The sequence below is a fragment of the Winogradskyella aurantia genome, from assembly GCF_002266855.1.
Classification (GTDB): Bacteria; Bacteroidota; Bacteroidia; order Flavobacteriales; family Flavobacteriaceae; genus Winogradskyella; species Winogradskyella aurantia.
On sequence record NZ_NGJN01000004.1, the window covers coordinates 339833 to 361511 of the forward strand.

A 21679-nucleotide genomic window follows, 5' to 3' on the forward strand; every position below is an offset into this window, starting at 1 on the left:
AACTACGATAGTGTTACTTCATATATTTCGGTTCTAGCATTATGCTACTACGCTTAACGGACTTACATCTTTGGGTTTGGATTTCAATTCAAACTGATTAGATGTGTTTTTGACTCCGCTTGCTTTTAAAGCTCTTTCTCCAGCAAAGAAGGCTTTGTGATCGTCTCCTAAGTCAGAACCAGCCATTCTTTGGTGTTTTACACACGAAACACCTTTTCTTATCTCTTGACGCTGTACTCCTTCAACATACGCCAACATGCCGTCTTTTCCAAAATAGCCTTCTGACAAGTCATTCATATGAAGTGCAGTAGTGTGATAGGTTGGCAAGGTAATAAGATGGTGGAAGATACTAGCTTCCTTAGCTCCATCTAACTGGAAGGTTCTGATTTTCTCATCAGCACGTAAACTCAATTCAGTGTTATCATATTTCACGTCCATAAGATTGTCTTTATCATAGGCCGACACATCTTCACCATTTAACACCATCTCTTCATAAGCTTGGTTACGGAAATTTAAGGTCCAATTGAATGAGGGTGAATTGTTGTAAACCAACCTGGCAGTTGGTACTACCTCCTTAACCCTGTTAATCATATGGGCTATTTGTTTGAGATTGGGCGTTGGTGTTTCTATCCATAACAAATCTGCACCATGTTGCAAACTTGTAATACAATCTAGTACCACCCTGTCGATATTTGAGCCTTCTTTAAATTTATAAAGGCCATTTGGTAAACGTTTTGGTCGCATTAATTTACCATTGCGTTTTAACAAAACATCATCTTCCTTAGCTTCATTTATTGAGATTTCCTCGGCATCCACAAATGCCAAATATTGAGAAGCCAAATCACCTGATTCCTGACTAACAGGTAACTTCTGAGTAAGTCCGGCACCCTCGGAGTCCGTTCTTGCCACTATAATACCATCTTCAACACCTAATTCTAAAAAGGCGTAACGAACTGAGTTGAGTTTAGCAATAAAATCTTCGTGAGGTACAGTTACCTTACCATCTTGATGTCCGCATTGCTTAGCATCTGACACCTGATTTTCAATTTGAATAGCACATGCCCCTGCTTGTATCATCTTTTTAGCCAACAAATACGTTGCCTCTTCATTACCGAAACCAGCATCGATATCAGCAATAATAGGTACTATGTGCGTTTGGAAATTATCAATTTGGTCTTTTACGTCTTCCCCATTCTCTAAACGTCTAAACAAATCGTTGAGTTCAATAGCATCAGCTTGTCTTAAGAAATCATATATTTCTTCTATAAGGGCAGGTACAGCCGTTTTTTCATGCATGGATTGGTCTGGTAAGGGTCCAAATTCCGAACGCAATGCTGCAACCATCCAACCAGAAAGGTATAGATAACGCTTGTTAGTGGTTTTGTGATGCTTTTTTACCGCAATCATTTTTTGCTGAGCCACAAATCCATGCCAGCATCCTAGAGATTGGGTGTAATTTGATGCATCTGCATCATACTCTGCCATATCCTTGCGCATGATGGCAGCAGTATATTTAGCAATATCTAGTCCTGTTTTGAATTTGTTCTGAAAAGCCATTCTAGCGGCACTTTCTGGTTGTATGGCATTCCATGTATTACCATACTTTTTCTTGAGGTCCTTTACAGTTTCCAAAGCCGAGCTGTAGTTGTTTAGTTGTAAATTTTTCATAATTTTGATTTGTATTATTGATTTAATATTAGTCCCGCGATATGTTGCCGCATAAGCGGGATTATTTTTTACAATTGCCTGTAAGCCGATATGGTCAAGAATTCTTCAAACTCATCTTGAGTTACTAAACGCTTAAATAATTCAATAGACTGTGGGAATTTGGTAGCTTCAATTTTATCCTCTCCCACTTCGGTAATTATCTTTTCAACCTCATCGGAAAATAAGCTATCAAAAAGTACACGGTTAAATTGACGACCATCTTCTAGGAATACCTCATTTTTTAGCCACTGCCAAACTTGGGTTCTAGAAATCTCAGCGGTAGCAGCATCCTCCATTAAATGGTATAGAGCCACGGCACCGTAGCCTCTTAACCAAGCCTCCATATACAATATACCTACATTAATGTTTTTTCTAATACCTGCTTCTGTGATTGTTCCTACGGGCAATTCCACCAAATCTGGCTCTGTTACCTCAACGTCTTCACGCTTCTTAAAAATTTGATTTGGCGTAGGCATGTACTTGTCAAATTCTTTCATGGCAACTTCAACTAAAGCTGGATGTGCAACCCAAGTCCCATCGTGCCCATTTTTGGCTTCACGCTCTTTATCCAATCGCACCTTCTCAAGAGCCTCTGCATTAGCCTTTGGATTGTTTTTTATCGGAATTTGCGCTGCCATACCACCCATGGCATGTATACCTCGCTTATGGCAAACTTTTATAACCAAATTAGAGTAAGCCGCCATAAATGGTGTGGTCATGGTTACTTGGTCCCTGTTGGGAACAACAAAATCCTTATGATTTCTGAATTTTTTAATGTACGAGAAAATGTAATCCCAACGTCCACAGTTAAGCCCAACGATATGGTCCTTTAGTTCGTAAATAAATTCGTTTAGTTGAAAACTTGCAGTAATCGTCTCTATAAGTAATGTAGCCTTAAACGTTCCTTGCGGTACACCTAAATAAGCCTGGGCAAATTCAAAGACTGTATTCCACCAACGTGCCTCAAGATAGTGTTCTAGCTTCGGAAGGTAGAAATAAGGCGCAGTCCCTCGTTCTACCAAGACTTTTGTATTGTGAAACACATATAGTCCAAAATCGAACAAACTGCCAGACACCTCTTGGCCGTCAATTAAAACATGTCTTTCGTTAAGGTGCAATCCTCTAGGTCTTACCAGAAGCACAGCAGTTTCTTTATTTAATTTATAGTGCTTGCCCCTTTTCTTATCAATGAGCTCTATAGTTTTATTATTAGCATCGAGCAAGTTTTGCTGACCTTCAAGAGTATTGGTCCAACTTGGGGCATTACTATCCTCAAAATCCGCCATAAATGTTTTTGCCCCAGAGTTTAAAGCATTGATTACCATTTTGCGATCAACGGGTCCGGTAATCTCAACGCGTCTATCTAACAAATCTTCTGGGATTGCCTCAACTTGCCACTCGCCTTCTCTTATGGCTTTGGTTTCTTCGAGAAATGATGGAAAATTTCCTTGGTCGAAAAAAGTCTGGTTTGTCTTTCTTTTTTCTAATAATATCAAACGTTGTTCGTCAAATTTCTTGTGAAGCTGTTTAATAAACTCAAGTGCATCCTCAGTTAATATATTCGGGTAAAAATTCTCAACCTCATCTGTAAAGGTCAACTGGTCTGGTGTGGCAATAATGTAATCCATAATTAATTGATTTATCGATACAATGTTACAATCAATTTTTGAAAAAAACAAGCGAACGTTCGCTATTTTTAATTATTCGCTGTTTACTTTTATTCGCAAATAGTGTTATATTTGTTACTATGGAACAGGATTATATTAAATTAATATTTGGACTAAAACTAAAGCAAATCCGCACTGAACGGGGACTTTCACTATATGGCCTTTCAAAATTATCAGGGCTCTCCAAGTCCTATTTGAATGAAATTGAAAAAGGAAAAAAATATCCTAAACCTGATAAGATTGTCTTACTTTCAGAACACTTAGATATTCCATACGATGACTTGGTCTCCTTAAAGTTAGATAAAAACCTAGCTCCTATCGGAGAAATTTTACAGTCTAAATTATTGAAGGAAATTCCACTAGAGTTATTTGGTATTAAAGAAAACACGCTCATCGATCTCATATCTAATGCACCCCAAAAAATTACAGCATTTATAAGTACGATTATTGAAATTGCCAAAAACTATAATTTTAGTAAGGAAAGTTTTTATTTGGCGTCAGTCCGCTCTTTCCAGGAGGCGAACAACAACTTTTTTGAAGATTTAGAGCAGGCCGTGTTGAGCTGCGCAAAGACCTACCAGATTGACCTTGCTAAAAAAATAAATACTGAGGAATTAGAGGATATTTTAGTAGAAGAATTCCATTACACAATCAACAACGACGAGTTGGAAGCTCATAGTGAGTTAGATAATTTGCGTTCAATTTTTATCCCTAAATCCAAAACCCTACTCATTACCAAGAGTATCGATGATGCCCAACGCGCTTTTATTTATGCCAAGGAATTAGGTTATAACTATTTAAACATCAAAGACCGTCCGTATACCTTTTCTTGGATTGCCTTTGACCAATTTGATGAAGTGCTTAATAACTTCTATGCCTCATACTTTGCTGGTGCGCTAATAATACCGAGACAAAGCCTCGTAAGGCAGATAAAGGCACTGTTTGCCAAGAAGAAATTTAAGTCTAAAGATTTTCTGTCGTTACTAGCCTATCACAATGCTTCGCCTGAATCTGTATACCAACGATTGACCAACATCCTCCCAAAAGATTTTAATCTTAAAAATTTGTTCTTTTTGAGGTTCTCTCATAAAAAAGGAACTGCAGACTATATTCTGAACAAGGAATTACACCTGGCCAAACATCAATCACCAAGAGCTAGGGAGAACAACGAACATTATTGCCGCAGATGGGCATCCTTAAAAGTATTGGACGCGATGGGAGAATCTGGATCTGAACATGAGTTCGAAATTCAAATTTCAAATTACCCTCAGGAAAGTAAACAATATTTGATATTGGCCTCAGCCACAGCAGACCCCTTTAAAGCCGATCGATTTAGAAGCATATCCATTGGCATTGAATTAAACTCCCAACTGCGTCGTAAGGTCAATTTCCTAGAGGATGAAAGCCTAAAAACTGTAGATGTTGGTGTAACTTGTGAACGCTGCTCCATTTTAGATTGTGACGTAAGACAAGCACATCCAACAATCTTAAGAGCCGAGCAGAAAGAACTTAAAACCGCTAAGGTAGTTTCCGAAGTACAGGAAAAGTACAGTAAATAACTAGAACAAATCCAAAATGTTCTGAATTTGAATATCTTTAAAATCTGATATCACCAAATCAGCCATAGCGTAATCCTGACCATGGGAGTGAGGACTTTTAAAACCCACACAAAAGATTTCGGCTGCTTTTGCGGCAGTTATACCGTTCGTAGAATCTTCAATGACCATACATTCAGATTTTTTAAAACCTGTGTGTTCTGCCGCCTTAATAAAAATTTCAGGATGTGGTTTAGACCGTTTTAAATCGGCACCGCTAAATTTACCACTGAAAAATGGATTTAATTCAAATCGCTCAAAAATGCGATTGATGTTAGGCATGGATGCCGATGATGCCACAACTAAGGTTAGTCCATTATTGTAATAATCCTTAATCAAATCTAGAACACCGTCCATCAATGCTAAATCGGCATCATTATCAAATAAATATTTAAAGTGTTGACGCTTAATATTTACAAGATACTCTGGTGTATGCCGTAATTCAAAATGGGCAACCAGGCGCCGACAAATATTTAATGTAGATTGGCCTGTAAAAGAATCATAGAGCTCTTCACTAACGTCAATATTTACGTCCTTGAACATATTATTATACGCTTTGAAATGCAATGGTTCCGTATCAACGATAACACCATCCATATCAAATAAAACAGCTTTAAGCATTGTAATAAATTTTGAGCGAAGATACTAAACCCATTGTACCAAGGCAGAAGATTATTGGCATAAAAAATCCGAATTCCAAAATGGATCTAAACATTTTTGAAATTCGGATTAGTAAGATAGGTTATGTTGTTACTTCACATTATCCATTATTTCCTGAACGACTTCCGGATTCAATAATGTGCTGGTATCACCGAGATTTTCTGTTTCACCTGATGCAATTTTTCTCAAAATACGACGCATAATCTTTCCTGATCGTGTTTTTGGAAGCCCTGAAGTAAATTGGATTTTATCCAACTTCGCTATGGGACCGATACGGTCGGTTATCAACTGATTTATTTCCTTTCTCACATTATCGTGCTGACGCGTTTCTCCTACATCTTTTAAAGTGATATAACCATATAAGGCGTTGCCTTTAATATCATGCGGAAAACCTACAATGGCAGACTCTGCCACCGCATTATGCTCATTAATAGCGTCCTCGATAGGTGCTGTGCCTAAATTATGGCCAGAGACAATAATAACATCATCGACCCTACCAGTGATTCTATAATAACCAACCTCATCGCGTAAAGCACCATCACCAGTAAAGTACATATTTTCAAACGCAGAAAAATAAGTGTCTTTGTACCGCTGATGATTACCCCAAATCGTTCTAGCCATAGATGGCCAAGGAAACTTAATACACAAACGGCCATCGACTTGGTTGCCCTTAATTTCCTGACCATTTTCATCCATTAATGCAGGTTGAATACCAATAAATGGCAATGTGGCATAAGTGGGTTTTGTCGGTGTTGAAAAAGGAATTGGGGTAATCATTATTCCTCCTGTTTCTGTTTGCCACCAAGTATCTACAATAGGACTTTTCTTTTTTCCAATATTGTCATTATACCAGTGCCAAGCTTCTTCATTTATTGGTTCGCCTACAGAACCTAGCACTTTTAAAGACGATAAATCATACTTTTCAACGAGTTCTGACCCATGTTTTGCCAAAGCTCTAATAGCAGTTGGTGCGGTATAGAACTGATTCACTTTGTGTTTTTCAACGATTTCCCAAAATCTGCCAAAATCAGGATAACTAGGCACACCTTCAAACATCAACGTTGTAGCACCGTTAGCCAAAGGCCCATAAACTATATAGCTGTGACCGGTTATCCAACCAATATCAGCAGTACACCAATACACGTCATCCTCTCTATATTGAAATACATTTTTGAAGGTATAGGCCGTGTACACCATATAACCTGCCGTGGTATGCAACATGCCTTTTGGCATACCTGTTGATCCAGAGGTATACAATATAAACAACGGGTCTTCAGCATCCATTACAATAGCTGTGTAATCTTGATAGGCATCATCCAAGAGTGGTTGAAGCCAAAAATCGCGGCCCGCTTTCATGTTAATATCTGAATTAACCCGATTTGCTACCAAAACAGACTCTACATTTGGACAATCCTCCAAGGCCTCATCGACTATACCTTTGAGGTCTATAATTTTTTCTCCACGATAAGAGCCGTCTGAGGTAATGACCATTTTAGCGTCACAGTCATTAATCCTTGTGGACAAAGCATTTGATGAAAAGCCTGCAAAAACGACGGAATGAATAGCGCCAATTCTCGCACAAGCCAATACGGCTATGGCCAATTCAGGAATCATAGGTAAATAAATACAAACACGATCACCTTTTTTTATGCCTTTATCATACAGTACATTAGCAAATTTACAAACGCGCTCATGCAATTGTTTATAGGTAATATGCTCCGCTGGTTCGTTGGGGTCATTGGGCTCGAACAAAATAGCTGTTTTATTACCTCTCGTATGAAGATGCCTATCAAGACAGTTTTCTGTAATATTCAATTTAGCTCCATCAAACCATTTGATTTCGGGTTTTTTAAAGTCCCAACTCAGGACGTCATTCCATTTTTTGCGCCAAACAAAATGCTCTTCTGCTATTTCCTCCCAGAAGGATTCTGGATTACTCACCGACTTTCGGTACACTTGAAAGTACTCCTCAAAGTGCTTTATATGATAATTACTCATGTTTTGTTATATTTTTATGTATTCCTATTTGACTTTTTTTATAGACAGTTTCAATTTCCTCAATTATAGCAATGTCGTCAATGGTAGACGGCACATTATACTCCAAATCATCAGAGATATTACGTAGTAATTTACGTAAAATTTTACCAGATCTGGTTTTTGGCAATCGTTTTACGACGAGCACATCCTTTAGAGAGGCTACAGCTCCTATTTCATGCCTCACCTCTTTAATAATATCTCTTGTAATTGCAGTTTCATCAAGGCCATTCTCTGATTTTAGCACCACTAACCCTAATGGTTTTTGACCTTTTAAATCACAATGTACCCCAAATACAGCACATTCAGCAACAGCAGAATGACTGGCTACCACCTCTTCCATTTCGGCTGTTGACAAACGATGCCCCGCTACATTAATAATATCATCCACACGGCCAGTGATAAATACATAGTTGTCTTCATCCTTAAAGCCACCATCACCAGAAAAATAATACCCTGGAAAACGCTGTAAATAGCCAGCTTTAAAACGTTCAGGATTACCCCAAAGATTAAGTAATGTTCCTGGAGGCAAAGGTAATTTAACGGTCACAAAGCCTTCAACGCCAGAAGTCACTTCTTTACCATTTTCATTTAAAACCTGAATATCGTAACCACAAACAGGTAAGCCAGCAGATCCTGGTTTTACGGGCATTTTCTCAACACCAACCATATTTGCCAACATAGGCCAGCCACTCTCAGTTTGCCACCAATGATCAATTACAGGAACTTTTAAATGTTGTTCTGTCCAGCGCAATGTTGATACGTCACATCGCTCTCCTGCCAAAAATTGATACTTTAAGGAAGACAGGTCATATTTGGTGATGAAATCTCCGTCCGGGTCCTCTTTCTTAATAGCCCTAATAGCCGTTGGTGCCGTAAACATAACCTTCACCTTATGTTCACTGATAACACGCCAAAAAGTTGATGCATCTGGGGTTTTAATAGGTTTTCCCTCAAACAGTATGGTTGTATTTCTATTTAATAAAGGTCCGTAAACAATATAGCTATGGCCTACGACCCAGCCTACGTCACTTGCCGCCCAATACACATCTCCCTCTTCAACACCATAAACATGTTTCATTGAAAACTTAAGTGCTGTGGCATATCCACCAGAATCCCGGATAATTCCCTTTGGTTTTCCTGTGGTCCCGGAAGTGTATAAAATATATAAGGGGTGATTGGATTCAACCGGTATTGGCTCAACACTAACGGATTTAGCCACCAAGTCCGAATAATCAATATCGTATGATTTTTGCGGCATTTCCAGACCCAAGTTTCTGTCAAAAACAATGACATGTCGTGGCTTGTGTTCTGCTAAATTAATGGCATCATCTACAAATGGCTTGTAAGGTATTATTCTATCAATTTCAATACCGTTTGATGCAGTAATGACAGCTTTTGGCTTACAATCGTCAATTCTAATGGCCAACTCATGAGGCGCAAAACCACCAAATACCACCGAATGAATGATTCCCAATCTTGCACATGCCAACATAGAATACAATGCCTGAGGTATCATGGGCATATAGATAATTATCGTATCGCCTTTTGTAAGTCCTAAAGCAAGAAGACCACCTGCTAGCTTTGACACCTCGTCGTGTAATTTATAAAAGGAAATATGCTCTTTGGTTTTTGTAACTGGTGAGTCATAAATTATTGCGTCTTGACTTCCAAAACCATCTTCAATATGCTTGTCGATGCATAGGTAACTCATGTTCAACTTTCCGTCTACAAACCATTGTGGGTAGTTAAAATCATCTACCCCCAATATTTTTTTAGGGGCCTTATACCAAGAGAGCTGTTTAGCCTGTTTCTCCCAAAATTGGGAAGGATTAGAAATACTTTCAATATGTAGTTCTTGATAGTTCATGGTTTTTGTGTTTTAGAATTAAACACACCGAACCAATTAGGGTTTAAAAACTTGAGTTTAATTAATACCCAAATAATAATCACAAAACAAAGACCCATGACCAAAGATTCGATAGGCCCTGTGGCTATTTCACTTTCTAATTTAAAACGGAAATATAAGGTAATAACAACGTAAGCGCTGATAAGAACATCAGACGTTATTCCATTTAATTGCAGTCGTTTCATTTTTAATACACTTTAATTAGACATTGTTTGTTTGCACACAAAACCAACGACTACTAAAGTTAAAATTAAGAGCTTATTAACTCGTTAATTTCTGAAACTATTTTTTTTACTGAAAACGGCTTGGTTAAGTATCTATCGGCTCCTAGTTTTAGGCCTTTTTCAATATCAGAATCCTTATTTTTAGCAGTCAAGAACACCACTTTGGTGTTTCTTAACTTATTGTTTTCTTTAATCAACTTAAGTGTTTGATAACCATCTACTTTCGGCATCATAATATCTAACATAACGACATCCGGAATAACTGATTCCAAAATCTCCAAAGCCTCGCTTCCATCACGCGCGATATACACTTCAAAATTGTGTTTTTTAAAGGTATACTCCAACGTCATTACTATATTTGGCTCGTCATCGACGATAACAATTTTCTTCATTAGTCAAACACGTTAACAATTTACTCAAAAGGTAGCTGAAAACCAAAGGTAACACCACTTTTTTGATTGTTTTTTACCCATATGTTTCCATCGTGGTTTTCTATAATGGTTTTTGATATCGCTAGACCGAGTCCGCTACCCTGAGGCTTAATGATATTTTGATTTTTTGATTGATAAAATTTATCGAAAACAAAAGGTAAATCCTGTTCTGGAATGCCTTTTCCATTATCCTTTATAATTACTTCCAATAGACCTTTGTCATATTTGTAATCAACAATAATTTTTCCGGTTTTTGGTTGACAAAATTTGAGTGCATTAGAAATTAGATTAGTTAGCACCTGCATAATGCGGTCTTCGTCATATTTAGCATGAAAATCACTAGTATTGGAGTGAATAATTTCAATATCCTTTCTATCGGCCAAATAAGACATGCTAAAAATAGCCTTTTCTAAGGTTTCCCTTATGTTGTGCTTTTTTAAGTTCAATTGGGCCCTTCCTTTTGAAAGTTTTTCAAAGTCAAGTATATTATGAATTAATCGTGATAAACGGTCACTGTCTTGAAGCATATTCTTAAGGAATTGCTCGCGTATTTCCGTGGGCATGTCATCAGACTCGTCCATTAAAAGTTCTGTAGCTGCCCTAATTCCTGTTATAGGTGTTTTTAATTCATGAGCTACAGAATCTAAAAATTCATCCTTTTGCTTATCCTTCTCAATTAATTCCTCATTTGCCTCTTTGAGCTTAGAGGTAAGTTGAGTGAGTTCTTTAGATTTATCTCTTAACAACTTATTACTTGCAATGGTTTCCTTAGATTCTTCTAATATCTTAAGTACCTCAACCAGACTCACCTCCTCTTCCTTTACAACACTTGCAATTAAAATTTTTGCAGAAGCACTACCAATACTTCCTGTCAATAATTTTTCTGAAAAATTAATCAGTCTTGCATCGGCCATTTGTGTATCTGGTGCAAGATTATACTTTCTAAAAAAAAGACTCAATGCGCGATCCGTACGCCGCTCACCTAAGAACTTGTTTAATACTTTTTTTATTTCTGCAACATAAGCTTCACCTTTCCATACCAAAGCACTATCCTGTAAATCCGAATAATTATTTGAATCTATAAACATTTCCGCATAGTTACGCTCCCTATAATTGCCTTTGTACAATAAGGAAAATACCAGATAGCACATTACATTAACAATAATACTCCAAAAGAAAGCATGGGTTGGAGGGCTTAAAAAGTCAATACCAAACAAGGCATGAGGTCTCAACGCTGAAATACTTGCTAGTCCATAGTCAGTGAAATGACTAGAGCCTGTAAACGCTTGAATTGAAAACGGAAGTATTAATGTATAAGTAACTACTGCAAACCCCATAATTATTCCAATTATAGCCCCTCTTGAAGAGCCACGGTTCCAAAACAAACCAACAAAAAAAGCTGGTGCCAATTGTGCAATGATTACAAAGGCAATAAGCCCAATGGAATATAATGACAACTCATAAGAAAAGTTTACGTAAAACACATAGGCCACTATAATTATCAAAAAAATAGAAACACGTCTCATGTTTTTGATAAACTTATTATTGCGTTCTGGATGGCTCTCTAAAAACCTATCCAAAAATCCGTAAGGTATTATTAAGTTATTGCTTACCATGGTAGATAAGGCCAAGGTAGACACGACAACCATTGAAATCACCGCAGATAAGCCACCAAGAAAAACCAAGACAGATAAGAAGGTATTTCCATTTTGAAGAGGCAACAATAAGGCGTAATATTCAGCTTGGTCTAAATTCCCAATACTCAGGTTACCTCCCCAAGCTACAAAGATGACAAAGACATTAAATAGAAGCAGGTATAAGGGAAACATCCAAATTGCATTTTTTAAATGTCTTTCCCTGATATTTTCAACTACAGAAACCTGAAACTGCCTTGGCAATAAAAAGATAGCGAAGAAAGATAACAAAATGGTATATAGCCAAATAAATCCATTTTCAAATCCATTAACACTAGTTAATTCCTTAAAATTCGATGCTTGAGACATTTTAGAGTAGATATCCTCAGTTCCATTGAATAAGAAGTAGGTTACGTAAATACCAACACATAAGAAAAAGATCAGTTTAAGAATAGATTCAAAGGCTATAGACACAACAATACCTTTATGCTTTTCTGAAGCATCAGTTGTTTGTGTTCCAAAAAAAGCAGCAAAAAGAGCGAGTAGAACAGCTATGTAAAATGTAGAATCATCGTAAACCGAAGTTGACACATAACTCGTGTCATCAGATAAGATTTGAAAAGTTTCCGACACTGCCTTTAACTGCAAAGAAATATAAGGCACTATACCCAATAGACAAACTAAAGTAACCAGAGCACCTAGAAATCGATTATTGCCATAGCGCAAACTCAAAAAATCTGCTATAGAACTGATTTTGTGTTGTTTTGAAATCCGTATGACTTTACGTAGCAAAACAATCCAAAGTGGAGCGGCTATAACTGGGCCTAAATAAATGGGCAGAAAATTAATTCCTGAGTTTGCCGCTATACCAATACTTCCATAATAGGTCCATGCCGTGCAATAAACCGCTAACGATAAAGTATAGACGACTGAATTATTAACCCATTTACTCTTTGCATTTTTTTCAGCAAAAAACGCAATACCAAAAAGGCTTGCCAAATAGGCTATTATAATCAGGAATAAACCGTAATTACTCATAATGCCTTCTTAAAACTATATAAGAGATTATAATCGTTATTAACCAGACAAAGAATATGGAAAAATATAGGATAGGAATTCCAAATATTGCCCCATCTATATCAAAAATGAACAGGAACGGAATATTGAGTACAATAAATGCTGCAATACCGCTGATAATCAATTTTTGTTCGTGTCGTTTCTTCATTTTTCTAAAAATACAAAAAACAGTGCTGCTAAAATGCAGCACTGCTCTTTTCTAACTAAAACAGATCAAGATTCCTTAAAGATGAACATTGATTTTAATTTTGTTGAGTTTAGTGATCATGTGCTTCGCCTGCTCCTGACGGAATTCTTATATGTTCTACAATTTCCTGAACATGTTGGGGCGGTGGTGGGGTTAATCTAGAAACCACAACAGATACAACAACATTAACCAACATAGCCACAGTTCCAAAACCCTCTGGAGATGTGCCAAACCACCATTCACTGGCAGGCCGTGGATCCATGACACCAATTAATCCAGTTTTATATCTTATCATATAAAACAACATTAGGGTTATTCCTACTATCATACCAGCTACTGCACCTTCTTTATTCATTCTTTTATCAAAAATACCAAGTATAATCGCAGGGAAAAACGATGCTGCAGCTAAACCAAAGGCCAATGCCACAACGGCAGCTACAAAACCTGGTGGATTTATACCAAAGTAGCCAGCGATAACAACCGCCACAAAAATAGATGCTCTTGCCGCCCGTAACTCTCCTTTATCAGAGATATTTGGTCTTAATTGTTTTTTTATTAAATCATGAGAAACCGAAGTAGAGATAACCAACAATAAACCTGCCGCAGTAGATAAGGCTGCAGCAATACCACCAGCGGCAACAAGGGCAATTACCCAATTGGGTAAATTTGCTATCTCAGGATTAGCTAAAACCATGATATCTCGATCTACGTATAATTCATTTGTCGTGTTATTGGCATTTGATATAAGCCGTTCACCATTAACACCTCTAGCATCGGTATAAATAGGCTTTTTCCCTTCTATAGCACTTCCAGCAACGTATTGGATTTTACCATCTTTATTTTTATCATCCCAAGCTATAAGCCCTGTATTCTCCCAATTTTTGAACCATTGCGGGACTTCTGTGTAAGAAGTATTGCTTACTGTTTCTATTAAATTAGTTCTAGAAAAAACGGCTATTGCTGGTGCTGTAGTGTAGAGAATAGCTATGAGTAAAAGCGCATAACCCGCAGATTTACGGGCATCTTTAACCTTGGGAACGGTGAAAAAGCGGACTATGACATGTGGGAGTCCTGCCGTTCCTACCATCAAGGCTAAGGTAATAGCAAAAACATCCCATGTTGATTTGGTTCCGCTGGTATATTCATTGAATCCCAGTTGGGTATGAAGGGCATCTAATTTATCTAACAAAAAAGTACCTCCTTCAACCTTACTTCCCATCCCGATTTGGGGTATGATATTACCCGTCATTTGAATTGAAATAAAAATAGCAGGCACCATAAAAGCAAAAATCAAAACACAATATTGTGCTACTTGTGTGTACGTAATGCCTTTCATACCCCCTAAAAAGGCAAAAATCAGAACCACCGTCATACCAATCAAAACACCATAGTTAATATCTACTTGAAGAAATTGAGAAAACACGATACCAACTCCTCTCATTTGGCCTGCAACGTAGGTAAACGAGACTATCAAAGCACAAATTATAGCTACGGTTCTTGCCGTATTCGAATAATATCGATCCCCTATAAAATCCGGAACCGTAAATTTTCCAAATTTTCTTAGATACGGCGCTAGCAATAAGGCTAGCAGCACATAACCACCTGTCCAACCCATCAAAAAAACCGAACCATCATATCCCATGAAAGAGATAAGACCCGCCATTGAAATAAATGAGGCAGCGCTCATCCAATCTGCCGCTGTTGCCATACCATTGGCAAGAGGCGAAACACCACCACCAGCAACATAAAATTCTTTAGTAGAGCCTGCTCTGGCCCAAATTGCTATTCCGAAATAGAGGGCAAACGATAGCCCAACTAATATCCATGTCCATAATTGTACACTCATAATTTAATTTTTTAGTTGATTGTGATTAGACTATTCGTCAAAACCGTATTTTTTATCTAGTTTATTCATTAGGCGAACGTAAACGAAAATTAAAATCACGAATACGTATATTGAACCCTGCTGGGCAAACCAAAAACCTAGTTTGAAACCACCAAGTTTGAATTCATTTAGGGCATCTTTAAAAAGAATTCCACAGCCATAGGATACTATGAACCAAATAGCTAGTAGTATGGAAAGGTATTTTACATTTTCTTTCCAATATGCTGTTGCATGTTTTTGTTTTTCTGACATAATTTTTGGGTTTATAAGTAAATCATTGCTTGAAGGGTTATGCTGCCGATAGCATCAAAACTACCGTATTTGGTGTTTTGGTATTCCAAGGTCAACTTAGAATGATGACCACTGAAATACGCATTAGCGCCTAAACCAAATTGATTGGCATTATCATCAATGGCATCTATACTGCGATTGGTATAATGTAAATAAGGTTGAAATTTGGTCGATTTTGAACCAGGAATAACATAGCCCAAATGGGCATGTAGCATCTTACCGGTCTCATAAGTCTGACCAAGGGTAAAGTTTTCGCCATAGTCGTTAAATTGCGCTAATGCATAGGCCGTTATAGCCGCTCCATTTGAGCCAATTGGCGCATCATAAAAGGCATCTACTGCAAAAATTGAGACATCCTCTCCCTGTAGTTCAGCATTATTATCCAAGGAAACCGAACCTTTTGGGTGCAAGAAAAAACCCGCACCGACATTAAAGACTTTCTTGCTACCCAAATATGAACCGACTTTGTACGGCAAAAAGTTAGATTCTTGATCTAAGAAATTGTAATCAAGGTAACCAGCGTAAGCCCTACCCGCCTCCTTAGAGCCTAATAGTCGTCTACCTGAATAAATAGCAGCCCCGTTGGTTGGTGTAGCATTCACTTGTAAATTATCTGTTAAGGCATCATTTATAGCCAACCGATACTGCAATTTACCAAACTTACCCTTAAGGTATATACCCATATGACGTGCAAATTGATCTGATAGACCTATGGTTGCCCATGCTTGGCGCGTATTATCTAAGGTCATCATATTTAATGTACTTTGATTATTAGCGCGTGAAATTCCATTCCAGTAATGCAAACCCCCACCTATAGCATGATCATTAGTTAACTGATACTCCCCCCAAACATCATGGAAGAACAATTGAGAATTTTCACCAGTACCGATTGCAGACATATTATCCGCATTTAAACTGTTTAATCCGAAATGTGTAAGGATTAAGAACTTCTTATTAAGCTGAGCGTACATCAATACACGTGCACGTCTTATACTAAAGTCTAGGTCGCTCTGCTCATTGCCATTACCATCAAGAGGTCTATCTGGATTGTGTTGCGCCCAAAATTGCGCCCAAGAGATAATTCGAAAGTATTTAGTCCCCTCCTCGTTTAATTTTACCTTCATGCCGCCATTATAATCTGGTGCACCTTGGGCAAAGAACAACTGAAAAGAAAAAAAACACACTATCAATAGCAGACTTGTTTTTTTCATAAATTTAGAGATTTAGTTAGTTAAACATTGGTTTTGTGTGCCCTACTAAACTCTAAAAAAGAAACCCTTAAAAAAAAGTTAATATATATAATTGGTAATTAAATATATATTTAGTCCCTAAAACGCTCCCATTTTATAAGCATAAACTTGTCACCAAGTTCAGTGACAACAACTCCTGCACCTGAAAGATTGCGAGGTGTCGAAAAGAATTTTGAAAGTTCTAGAGCGTTGAGAATTTTATAGGTTGGGTGGTACTTTGAATTATATGGGCGTTTAATATTATACTTTTTCACCCAGTTCATAACACTCACATGGGAAATCCCAAGTATACGTTCAATCTCGCGATAGGTAAGACCCTCAAGATACAGCTGCAACGCTTTATTCACATAGTAATCATCAATTTTTTTGCCTAATTTATTTACCGTAAAATAATAGTTGCATCGCTTGCATTTATAGCGCTGCCTGTCATTGACAACACCACTCTTTACATAGTCATCCGAATTACAATTTGGACACAGATTTACCTTCATAATCTTGATGTATATTTATTTAGCATAAATATATCAATTTAGCACAAAAACTCCAAAATGAAGCATTTTGTTTTATCTCCGTATTGAACAGGTTGAACAAAATAGACCAGGACTAAGCCTTTTTTAATTGATTAAAATAAGTTTTAGTAGCTTTTAAAACCCTTGGCGCCAATACTATTGTTGCGGTCATTGTTGGAATAGCCATCAGGGCAAAAACACCATCAATAAGGTTTATCATCATATCGAGGGTTGTTGTTGCTCCTACGAGAATACTGATTATATAGATATAATTGTAATACTGTTTATTTTCAACACCAAAAAGAAAAGACATACACTTTGAACCGTAGTAGGAATAAGAAAACAAGGAACTCATGCTGAATACCGTAATACAAACCAGCAGACCATATTTTCCATAAAGCGGCATAACCTCTGAAAAAGCGGAAGCGGTTAAACTAACACCATTATAGTCAGTAGTTTTCCAAACACCTGTTACTAAAATAGCTAAGGCAGTCAATGTGCAGACTATCAATGTGTCTATAGCGGGACCTAGCATGGCTACCAATCCTTCCCTTACCGGCTCATCCGTTCGTGCTGCACCGTGCGCCATCGGTGCTGTACCAATTCCAGCTTCATTTGAAAAAGCACCTCGTTTCACACCGTGTAAAATGAGCGCCCCTAAAACACCTCCTAAGAACGTATCACCTTTAGGAAAATAATTAGCCTGAAAGGCATCTATTATAATAAGTCTGAAATAATATCCGAGCTCACCGGCATGATTAATTAAGATGATACCAACCAAAATAAAATAAAGTAATACCATAATCGGAACAAGTTTGGAGGCTACTTTACCGATTCTTGTGATACCACCCAAAATAACGACCGCAGTAATCGAAACCAAAACTAAGCCTATAATTAGATTAGTGAGAAAAGTCACTTCAAGGCCATTAGGTCTTAAAATTATATCATTTAATGCCTGAGTTAACTGGTTTACGTTAAAAACTGGCAGTGCCCCAATTAACCCACAAAAACTAAAAAAAATTGCCAAAGGTTTCCATTTTTCTCCTAATCCCACAACGATAAAATACATAGGGCCCCCTTGAATTTCTCCAGCGCTATCCTTGCCTCTATATAATATGGCCAAAGTGGATGTAAAAAACTTGGTATGCATTCCAATTATGGCACTTATCCACATCCAAAAAACCGCTCCTGGACCACCAATAGCAATTGCAACGGCCACACCTGCAATATTTCCCATACCAATAGTAGAGGATAACGCTGTTGATAACGCTTGAAAATGAGAAATCTGACCTGGGTCATTGGGGTCGTCATATTTTCCTTTGAGAATACTTAAGGCATGCCCTAAGTGCCTAAAGGGCAAGAATCTTGAACGAATCAACAAGTATAAACCGCCACCAATGAGAATTATAAGTAGAGGCAAACCCCAGGCTAATGAAGAAAATTCCCTTAAAAAACTATCAAGTTGTTGCACACCCTAAAAATAATTAAGTCAATCTAGTTTTAAGGGAATTTTCTCTTTTAATTGCTTTGCTTGTTTTGTCCATTCCAATCAACATAATTTAATGATTGTGATTCAATCAAATCACATGCTCAACATAAAAACTAAAACACTTGAGGTAAAGAGGAAAAATAGATTACTCCTGTTGCGCTGCTGATTTTCGATATTATTTCATCAAATAAATTAGGAATAAATTTAAATATTAACTTTGCCCAAAATCAACCCTATTGGTCGCAAAACGACTTTATTTTATAGATGCCGTTAGAGCTTTTGCCATCTTAATGATGCTCCAAGGTCATTTTATAGATACTCTTCTAGAGCCTTCGTATAGGGTCGATAACACGACATTTAAGGTTTGGGAATATTTTAGAGGAATTACTGCTCCTACATTTTTCACTATTTCAGGTCTCATTTTTTCTTATTTATTAGTATTAGCCAAGAAAAAAGGGAACGCAAGCAAACGAATGAGAAAAGGCGTTTTTAGAGGACTAATGTTAATAGGCATCGGTTATGCCTTAAGAATTCCTTTTTTTCTGTGGTTGACGGGTGAATTTGGAACATATTTCATGGTTGTTGATGTGTTACAGTGTATTGGCCTATCCTTAATTTTAATCGTTTTTATTTATAGGTTGACATGTAAAAAAACACTTGTTTTTTCAATACTTATGCTAGTTTTAGGCCTCGTTATTTTTATTACAGAACCCTTGTACAGAACCCTGGAAATAAAAAATATCCCTTTGTTCTTTTCTAACTATTTAAGTAAAGCTAACGGATCTATTTTTACAATTATTCCTTGGTTTGGATATATTTGCTTTGGTGCATTCACATCTACTCTATTTTATCGTTACCTAGAGCGCCGCCGTTTTAAGCTAGCCACTATTACAGGGTTTTTAATAGTTGGTTTTGGACTTGTTTTTATGTCATCCAGGTTATTTATGAAGCTCTACTACATGCTTGATCTACAGCTTTTTTATGACGTTGCCAATTATAATTATCTTTTTATACGCCTTGGAAATGTCCTTATAATTTTCGCCTTATTCTACCTCGTAGAGCAATATATTAAACAACCTTTGATATTAAAAATTGGGCAAAAGACCTTATCCATTTACGTCATACATTTTATTATTATATATGGTAGTTTTACAGGGTTTGGCCTGTACCAAATAATTGGTAAAACACTTTCACCATGGCAAGCCGTATTTGGTGCGATACTATTTTTAACTACGGTATGTTTTATTTCATTTTATTATGCCAAAACAAATGCCTTTTTATATTCAAACATCAGAAAACTCATTGATACTATAAAAAGCTGACCGGAACTGATGGTGCCAATTGTTTAGAAACAACAGTCAAAGAAACAAAGCGTCGTAAACTTTGGTTACACTTTTTAATTCCGTAATTTTCAGAAATATCTGAAATTGGTGAAGTGTATAGTTAATAATCTATATGTGATGGATAATAGTAATGATATAAATAAAGTAATTGATTCAATTTTGCCTTATTAAAAACCGGATGTAGATGGATTTACATTTGTTAGCTGACAATCTTACAAACCCAGCCCTATTATTCTTTTTTCTTGGAATACTTGCGGTCCAATTAAAAAGTGATTTAGAAATACCTTCCAATTCTTCTAAATTTATATCTCTTTACCTACTGCTATCTATTGGTTTTAAAGGTGGGCAAGAGTTATCGCACAGTGATCTTAATTTAGAGATTCTCTATTCGCTATTGTTTGGAATAATCTTGGCGCTTATTGTGCCTCTTTACACCTATTTTATACTTAGACGAAAATTTACAGTGGCTAATTCTGGAGCTATTGCGGCCTCCTACGGTTCTGTAAGTGCTGTGACCTTTGTTACCGCTATTTCATTCCTTGAATTGGAGAATATTTCATTTGGAGGTCATATGGTAGCAGTAATGGCCCTTATGGAAGCCCCTTCAATAATTATAGGCGTACTTCTTATTTCCATATTCGACAAGGATAATCCTGAGAAGATAAAAATTGGAAAGGTCATAAGGCATGCACTCACCAACGGCAGTGTACTGCTCATATTAGGTAGTTTGGTTGTTGGTTTCTTGGCAAGCGATGCCCAGGCAGAAGGTATTAAACCTTTTACAACAGATATTTTTAAAGGATTTTTATCCGTATTTCTGTTAGATATGGGTATAACTAGTGGTAAAAAGCTCTCTTCTTTCTTAAAGAACGGGTGGTTTGCTTTAATTTTTGCTATTGTAATACCAATAGTTAATGGAATTACCGTCGCTTTTATTAGTGCTTCATTTACAGATAGTGTTGGCAATCGGTTGTTATTTGCCATTTTAGCTGCAAGTGCTTCCTATATCGCTGTACCTGCCGCTATGCGCCTCGCAGCTCCTAAGGCCAACCCTAGTCTTTACTTGCCTATGGCTTTAGCTATTACCTTTCCTTTTAATATTACCTTAGGTATGCCTTTATATTTAGGGATTATTCAAGGGTTTTAGTTAAATCTCTTATAGTTTTAGAATAAACAAAACTTTGGTTTGGATAAATTAGAATACCGATAAACAATATATCAAATGGCTTCAATAATTAACAAGTTCTATACTGCCTTTTCTAATCTAGATGCGGGTGCCATGCTTTTGTGCTATCATGACAATGTGACCTTTGAAGACCCCGCCTTCGGGACTTTAAAAGGGAGTCGTGCTAAAGCCATGTGGCAAATGCTTTGTGAATCGCAAAAAGGCAAGGATTTTAGAATTGAGTTTTCTAAAATTATAGAGGATGAAACTACTGGCAAGGCGCATTGGGAAGCCTTTTATACGTTCAGCAAAACTGGGCGAAGGGTGCACAATAAAATTAATGCGGAATTTAGAATTAAAGAAGGTTTGATTATTGCACATAAAGACCAATTCAACTTATACAAGTGGTCTAAGCAGGCGTTAGGCTTAAAGGGTTTTTTATTAGGTCACACGCGCTACTTCAAAACAAAATTACAAGCACAAACCAATAAAATTTTAGATGATTATATCGAAAAAAAAAGTGACCCAAATTAATTTAGGTCACTTTTTATATGCAATGTTTCTTTTTAGGGACTTTAGGGTTTACTTTATGTTTCATTGCACTTATATAAAAGCAAATCTT

18 protein-coding genes are annotated in these 21679 nt (G+C 37.0%); 4 read left to right on the forward strand and 14 right to left on the reverse strand.

The features are described 5' to 3' along the window. Positions 1-39: 39 nt before the first annotated feature. Both CA834_RS09465 and aceB read right to left on the reverse strand, forming a co-directional pair. A complete protein-coding gene (locus CA834_RS09465) occupies positions 40-1668 on the reverse strand; it encodes an isocitrate lyase (RefSeq protein ID WP_094968446.1) in 1629 nt (542 codons plus the stop codon). A 68-nt stretch (positions 1669-1736) separates the two neighbouring features. After that, a complete protein-coding gene (gene aceB, locus CA834_RS09470) occupies positions 1737-3335 on the reverse strand; it encodes a malate synthase A (RefSeq protein ID WP_094968447.1) in 1599 nt (532 codons plus the stop codon). Positions 3336-3454: 119 nt separating this feature from the next. Between aceB and CA834_RS09475 the strand changes: the two genes are divergently transcribed. Further along, positions 3455-4933: a helix-turn-helix domain-containing protein gene (locus CA834_RS09475; RefSeq protein ID WP_094968448.1), complete on the forward strand. Its 1479-nt coding sequence runs from the start codon at positions 3455-3457 to the stop codon at positions 4931-4933. Here CA834_RS09475 and CA834_RS09480 read toward each other — a convergent pair whose 3' ends face one another. The 12 genes from CA834_RS09480 to CA834_RS09535 form a co-directional block, all read right to left on the reverse strand. Continuing rightward, positions 4934-5590 carry an HAD family hydrolase gene (locus CA834_RS09480; protein WP_094968449.1) on the reverse strand — a complete coding sequence of 219 codons (657 nt, stop codon included), beginning with the start codon at positions 5588-5590 and terminating at the stop codon, positions 4934-4936. 129 nt (positions 5591-5719) lie between these two features. Further along, positions 5720-7627 carry an acetate--CoA ligase gene (gene acs, locus CA834_RS09485; RefSeq protein ID WP_094968450.1) on the reverse strand — a complete coding sequence of 636 codons (1908 nt, stop codon included), beginning with the start codon at positions 7625-7627 and terminating at the stop codon, positions 5720-5722. Beyond that, the gene (locus CA834_RS09490) at positions 7620-9533 is read right to left on the reverse strand and encodes an acetate--CoA ligase (RefSeq protein ID WP_094968451.1); all 1914 of its coding nucleotides are present in this window, start codon (positions 9531-9533) and stop codon (positions 7620-7622) included. The genes acs and CA834_RS09490 overlap by 8 nt, the downstream gene beginning before the upstream one ends. Then, positions 9530-9757: a hypothetical protein gene (locus CA834_RS09495; protein WP_094968452.1), complete on the reverse strand. Its 228-nt coding sequence runs from the start codon at positions 9755-9757 to the stop codon at positions 9530-9532. The genes CA834_RS09490 and CA834_RS09495 overlap by 4 nt, the downstream gene beginning before the upstream one ends. A gap of 65 nt (positions 9758-9822) precedes the next feature. Next, positions 9823-10188 carry a response regulator transcription factor gene (locus CA834_RS09500; RefSeq protein WP_094968453.1) on the reverse strand — a complete coding sequence of 122 codons (366 nt, stop codon included), beginning with the start codon at positions 10186-10188 and terminating at the stop codon, positions 9823-9825. A gap of 20 nt (positions 10189-10208) precedes the next feature. Continuing rightward, positions 10209-12899, reverse strand: coding sequence for a sensor histidine kinase (locus tag CA834_RS09505; RefSeq protein ID WP_094968454.1), 2691 nt, complete (start codon positions 12897-12899; stop codon positions 10209-10211). Next, the gene (locus CA834_RS09510) at positions 12892-13086 is read right to left on the reverse strand and encodes a hypothetical protein (protein WP_094968455.1); all 195 of its coding nucleotides are present in this window, start codon (positions 13084-13086) and stop codon (positions 12892-12894) included. Before CA834_RS09510 ends, CA834_RS09505 begins: the two co-directional genes overlap by 8 nt. A gap of 109 nt (positions 13087-13195) precedes the next feature. Further along, on the reverse strand, positions 13196-14971 hold the full coding sequence (locus CA834_RS09515) for a sodium:solute symporter family protein (RefSeq protein WP_094968456.1): 1776 nt from the start codon (positions 14969-14971) through the stop codon (positions 13196-13198). Positions 14972-15001: 30 nt separating this feature from the next. Next, the gene (locus tag CA834_RS09520) at positions 15002-15262 is read right to left on the reverse strand and encodes a DUF4212 domain-containing protein (protein ID WP_094968457.1); all 261 of its coding nucleotides are present in this window, start codon (positions 15260-15262) and stop codon (positions 15002-15004) included. Between the two features lie 11 nt (positions 15263-15273). After that, positions 15274-16512, reverse strand: a complete 1239-nt coding sequence (locus CA834_RS09525) for a hypothetical protein (RefSeq protein WP_094968458.1) — start codon at positions 16510-16512, stop codon at positions 15274-15276. 110 nt (positions 16513-16622) lie between these two features. Next, positions 16623-17042 carry an IS1/IS1595 family N-terminal zinc-binding domain-containing protein gene (locus CA834_RS09530; RefSeq protein ID WP_094968459.1) on the reverse strand — a complete coding sequence of 140 codons (420 nt, stop codon included), beginning with the start codon at positions 17040-17042 and terminating at the stop codon, positions 16623-16625. Positions 17043-17154: 112 nt separating this feature from the next. Continuing rightward, positions 17155-18531, reverse strand: a complete 1377-nt coding sequence (locus CA834_RS09535; RefSeq protein ID WP_094968460.1) for an alanine/glycine:cation symporter family protein — start codon at positions 18529-18531, stop codon at positions 17155-17157. Between the two features lie 254 nt (positions 18532-18785). Here CA834_RS09535 and CA834_RS09540 point away from each other — a divergent pair, with 254 nt between their 5' ends. The 3 genes from CA834_RS09540 (at position 18786) to CA834_RS09550 (ending at position 21591) form a co-directional block, all read left to right on the forward strand. Beyond that, the gene (locus tag CA834_RS09540) at positions 18786-19871 is read left to right on the forward strand and encodes a heparan-alpha-glucosaminide N-acetyltransferase domain-containing protein (RefSeq protein ID WP_094968461.1); all 1086 of its coding nucleotides are present in this window, start codon (positions 18786-18788) and stop codon (positions 19869-19871) included. A 205-nt stretch (positions 19872-20076) separates the two neighbouring features. Further along, on the forward strand, positions 20077-21039 hold the full coding sequence (locus tag CA834_RS09545) for a sodium-dependent bicarbonate transport family permease (RefSeq protein WP_094968462.1): 963 nt from the start codon (positions 20077-20079) through the stop codon (positions 21037-21039). Between the two features lie 75 nt (positions 21040-21114). After that, positions 21115-21591, forward strand: coding sequence for a nuclear transport factor 2 family protein (locus CA834_RS09550; protein WP_094968463.1), 477 nt, complete (start codon positions 21115-21117; stop codon positions 21589-21591). Positions 21592-21679: the final 88 nt, after the last annotated feature.

What these genes read in the sequence shown, in the direction of transcription:
- CA834_RS09465 (WP_094968446.1), bottom strand. Translation starts at nt 1,668, where the DNA reads ATGAAAAATTTACAACTAAACAACTACAGCTCGGCTTTGGAAACTGTA.
- aceB (WP_094968447.1), bottom strand. Translation starts at nt 3,335, where the DNA reads ATGGATTACATTATTGCCACACCAGACCAGTTGACCTTTACAGATGAG.
- CA834_RS09475 (WP_094968448.1), top strand. Translation starts at nt 3,455, where the DNA reads ATGGAACAGGATTATATTAAATTAATATTTGGACTAAAACTAAAGCAA.
- CA834_RS09480 (WP_094968449.1), bottom strand. Translation starts at nt 5,590, where the DNA reads ATGCTTAAAGCTGTTTTATTTGATATGGATGGTGTTATCGTTGATACG.
- acs (WP_094968450.1), bottom strand. Translation starts at nt 7,627, where the DNA reads ATGAGTAATTATCATATAAAGCACTTTGAGGAGTACTTTCAAGTGTAC.
- CA834_RS09490 (WP_094968451.1), bottom strand. Translation starts at nt 9,533, where the DNA reads ATGAACTATCAAGAACTACATATTGAAAGTATTTCTAATCCTTCCCAA.
- CA834_RS09495 (WP_094968452.1), bottom strand. Translation starts at nt 9,757, where the DNA reads ATGAAACGACTGCAATTAAATGGAATAACGTCTGATGTTCTTATCAGC.
- CA834_RS09500 (WP_094968453.1), bottom strand. Translation starts at nt 10,188, where the DNA reads ATGAAGAAAATTGTTATCGTCGATGACGAGCCAAATATAGTAATGACG.
- CA834_RS09505 (WP_094968454.1), bottom strand. Translation starts at nt 12,899, where the DNA reads ATGAGTAATTACGGTTTATTCCTGATTATAATAGCCTATTTGGCAAGC.
- CA834_RS09510 (WP_094968455.1), bottom strand. Translation starts at nt 13,086, where the DNA reads ATGAAGAAACGACACGAACAAAAATTGATTATCAGCGGTATTGCAGCA.
- CA834_RS09515 (WP_094968456.1), bottom strand. Translation starts at nt 14,971, where the DNA reads ATGAGTGTACAATTATGGACATGGATATTAGTTGGGCTATCGTTTGCC.
- CA834_RS09520 (WP_094968457.1), bottom strand. Translation starts at nt 15,262, where the DNA reads ATGTCAGAAAAACAAAAACATGCAACAGCATATTGGAAAGAAAATGTA.
- CA834_RS09525 (WP_094968458.1), bottom strand. Translation starts at nt 16,512, where the DNA reads ATGAAAAAAACAAGTCTGCTATTGATAGTGTGTTTTTTTTCTTTTCAG.
- CA834_RS09530 (WP_094968459.1), bottom strand. Translation starts at nt 17,042, where the DNA reads ATGAAGGTAAATCTGTGTCCAAATTGTAATTCGGATGACTATGTAAAG.
- CA834_RS09545 (WP_094968462.1), top strand. Translation starts at nt 20,077, where the DNA reads ATGGATTTACATTTGTTAGCTGACAATCTTACAAACCCAGCCCTATTA.
- CA834_RS09550 (WP_094968463.1), top strand. Translation starts at nt 21,115, where the DNA reads ATGGCTTCAATAATTAACAAGTTCTATACTGCCTTTTCTAATCTAGAT.